General features: G+C 44.1%; 3 protein-coding genes. 1 reads left to right on the top strand and 2 read right to left on the bottom strand.

Annotation, left to right across the window (positions count from 1 at the left end; genetic code table 11):
* On the top strand, positions 1-2,677 hold a 2,677-nt coding region (acnA, locus tag ABYB02_RS15395), incomplete at its 5' end, for an aconitate hydratase AcnA (RefSeq protein WP_372763285.1).
* Between the two features lie 89 nt (positions 2,678-2,766).
* Here acnA and ABYB02_RS15400 read toward each other — a convergent pair.
* Both ABYB02_RS15400 and ABYB02_RS15405 read right to left on the bottom strand, forming a co-directional pair.
* Entirely contained in the window at positions 2,767-3,297 is a 531-nt protein-coding gene (locus ABYB02_RS15400; protein ID WP_372763286.1) for a DUF4124 domain-containing protein, read from the bottom strand.
* A 129-nt stretch (positions 3,298-3,426) separates the two neighbouring features.
* A partial coding sequence (locus tag ABYB02_RS15405) for a phosphoadenylyl-sulfate reductase (RefSeq protein ID WP_372763287.1) occupies positions 3,427-3,838 on the bottom strand: 412 nt, incomplete at its 5' end.

Raw genomic sequence — 3,838 nt, forward strand, 5'->3', positions numbered from 1 at the left:
AAAAGGGCTAGGCGATAAAGCCAAACGCTTACCTTTTTCATTAAAAATACTGCTCGAAAACCTGCTGCGTAATGAAGACGGCGAAAATATTAAACAGCAAGACATTCAAGCCTTATTAGATTGGGATCCGCAAGCTAAGCCGGCAACGGAAGTTGCTTTCACACCGGCGCGCGTGGTGATGCAAGACTTTACCGGCGTGCCCGCGATTGTCGATTTGGCCGCAATGCGCGATGCGATGGAGAAATTAGGCGGCGATCCCGCAAAAATAAACCCGCTATCCCCAGCAGAGCTTGTTATTGACCACTCGGTACAAGTAGATGGCTATGGTAATGATGGCGCATTTGATTTAAACGCCAAGCTTGAGTACGACCGCAACAAAGAACGTTATGAGTTTTTACGTTGGGGGCAAACTGCCTTTGATAATTTAAAAGTCGTGCCGCCGGCCACCGGTATTGTGCATCAAGTAAACTTAGAATACTTAGGCCGTGTGGTGTTTAATGAAGAACGTAATGGACAAAAATTTGCGTACCCCGATACGTTAGTCGGCACAGACTCGCATACCACAATGATCAACGGTTTAGGTATATTGGGCTGGGGTGTTGGGGGGATTGAAGCTGAAGCAGCTATGCTGGGACAACCCATTAGTTTATTAATCCCTCAAGTGGTAGGGGTAAAACTCAGCGGGCGTTTACCAGAAGGCACCACGGCCACCGATTTAGTACTCACAGTGACCGAAATGTTACGTAACCATGGCGTAGTGGGTAAATTTGTCGAGTTTTACGGTGACGGACTTGCCGACTTACCGCTTGCCGACCGAGCCACTATTGCCAACATGGCTCCGGAGTATGGTGCAACTTGTGGTATTTTCCCTATTGATGACGAAACCATTAATTACTTACGCTTAACCAACCGTGATGAAACACAACTTAAACTCATTGAAGACTACGCAAAGCACCAAGGCTTATGGCGTAATGATGGCGACGAAGCCAATTATACCGATAAACTAGAGCTTAAGTTAGATGATGTGGTACCTAGCTTAGCTGGCCCGAAACGCCCGCAAGATAGAATTTCGTTAGATAAAGCCGGCACTGTCATTAGCCAACATTTAAAAGAGTTTCAAGACGAACGCTTAGCTCGCCGAGAAAAAAGTGATGAAGAACAAGCACGCATAGAAAGCGAAGGTCCAACAACTAACCCTGATGAAGCAACCAACGAAGCACAGTTTATTGGCGCAGCCAAAGTAAGCTATAAAGGTCAACAGTTTGAATTAACAGATGGGGCATGTGTTATTGCAGCCATTACAAGTTGTACCAACACCTCTAACCCGAGTGTTATTTTAGCGGCGGGTTTGGTGGCTAGAAAAGCCAAACAACTAGGTATTAATGTTAAACCTTGGGTTAAAACATCGCTGGCACCAGGCTCAAAAGTGGTGACTGATTACCTCGAAAAAGCAGGTTTAATGGATGACTTAGAAAGCCTAGGCTTTAACTTGGTGGGCTATGGCTGTACCACCTGTATTGGTAACTCTGGCCCATTAGCCACTGAAATATCAGATGCCATTCAAAAGCATAAATTAATAGTGAGCTCTATCTTATCGGGTAACCGTAACTTTGAAGGACGTATCCACCAAGATGTTAAAATGAACTTTTTAGCCTCTCCACCACTGGTGGTTGCTTACGCTATTGCTGGGCGAACCGATATAGATGTGTACAACGAGCCTTTAGCGCAAGATGCGAATGGTAACGATATTTATCTAAAAAATATTTGGCCAAGCGTAAAAGAAGTTAACGATTTAGTTAAGGAAACAGTCACTAAAGAAATGTTTAAAACCAGTTATGCCAATGTGTATGAAGGCGACAGCCGCTGGCAAAAAATTCAAATTCCAGACGGTAAACTCTACGATTGGAATGATGCCTCAACTTACATTAAAAAAGCGCCCTTTTTTGATGGTATGACGATTGAACCGCCGGGTATTCCAACCATTACTGGCGCACGCTGTTTAGCCAAACTTGGCGACTCAGTGACCACCGACCATATATCACCCGCAGGCGCGATTAAAGCGGATTCACCAGCTGGATTATATTTACAAGAGCATAACGTAGAGCAAGCACAGTTTAACTCTTATGGCTCGCGCAGGGGTAACCATGAGGTAATGATGCGCGGTACTTTTGCTAATATTAGGCTAAAAAACTTATTGGCACCTGGCACTGAAGGCGGCGTTACTCGCACTCAACCCGATGATGAGCTAGCCAGTATTTATGATGCGGCGATGGCGTACCAAGAAAGTGATACCCCACTCGTGGTGCTAGCAGGTAAAGAATATGGCACCGGTTCGTCGCGTGACTGGGCTGCAAAAGGCTCACTGTTGTTAGGAGTTAAAGCTGTAATCGCACAGAGCTATGAACGTATTCATCGCTCTAATCTTATTGGCATGGGGGTATTACCACTGCAATTTAAGCAAGGTGAAAGTCATGAGTCGCTAGGTTTAACCGGCCAAGAGCAGTTTGATATTGAAGGTTTGTATGATAAAACCAACGAAGTCAGCGTGATTGCCACCAATAGCGAAGGTAAAAAGTTAAGCTTTAGTGCCGATGTCCGCATAGACACTCCGAAAGAGTGGGATTACTACAAACATGGCGGTATTTTACAGTATGTATTACGTAACATGCTTGATTAAATAAGCGCCTAATTAAAGCAATTTAAAAGCCTAACAACGCTGTTGTTAGGCTTTTTTATTACGCTGTTAGCTGCAATAACACTATATAATTAGTGGATCAAATCATTCAACTCTTGGCTGCGTTGCTGTAGCTTTTGCTGCGCTTTTTCAGCATCTTCAAACAGCTTTTTAATCGCACTAGGATCATATACCGCGGGCGACGCTGAGCTGTGTTGTGGTGTGCTAGACTTAGCACTACCCGACAAAATAGCGGTATCTTCCGCCACCATTACATTAACTTCAGTAGGGCTTAATTGTGCTTCGACACTCAGCCCATTTGGGTTTGGCGTATCTGAAAAATGCCACACTCCATAATCATCTTGCCATTTATAAATTGTTTTACTGCCAGCAGAGTCCCCTAATAGCTTACCGATAACGTGCGCTGCAGTACGTGAAACCCCTGTCACTGCTTGAGTGTATGTAGTATGGGTAAAGCTAACAAACTTGTCTTTAAGTTGCTGCGTTTCGCTGGTGATAACAGAGGTAGAAAGCCAACTTTGTCCGTTCGGCTGTTTTAAATAAAACAATGAGAGAACAGCAACAACCATGATAGATATTGCTAAATAGGTAAAATATTTCATAGCGTTCCTGCTTAAAATTAATCCTTTCTTCCGTGGAGTCTAATAAAAAGCAATCAATCTGGCAATTTTTTTATTTAAATAAAAACGCAGCCTAAGCTGCGTGTTATTTATACGGGTTTTGCTAACCAATTAAATACCATCGCCATCTATATGCAAACCACACTCGCGGTTTAAACCAAAAAAGCGCGTTTCTTCTTCTGTCATACCTGGCTCTAGCTTACGGGTTGTGTGCACGTCTCCCATCGACACATAACCCTGCTCCCACAGTGGATGATATGGCAGATTATGTTTAGTGAGATACTGATACACATCACGGTTATTCCACTCGATAATCGGATAGACTTTCACCGTGCCGCGGCTAATTTCAACCACTTGCTTATCTGCGCGGGTTGTGGCCTGATCACGCCGCAAACCACTAAACCAAGTACCGGCAGCAATATCCTTTAGTGCTCGAGTCATCGGCTCCACTTTATTAAGCTGATTATAATGCTTAATACCCGCTTCACCTTGCTCCCATAACTTACCGTATTTCGCTTCTTGC

It is taken from the genome of Pseudoalteromonas sp. (assembly GCF_041613455.1).
GTDB lineage: Bacteria > Pseudomonadota > Gammaproteobacteria > Enterobacterales > Alteromonadaceae > Pseudoalteromonas.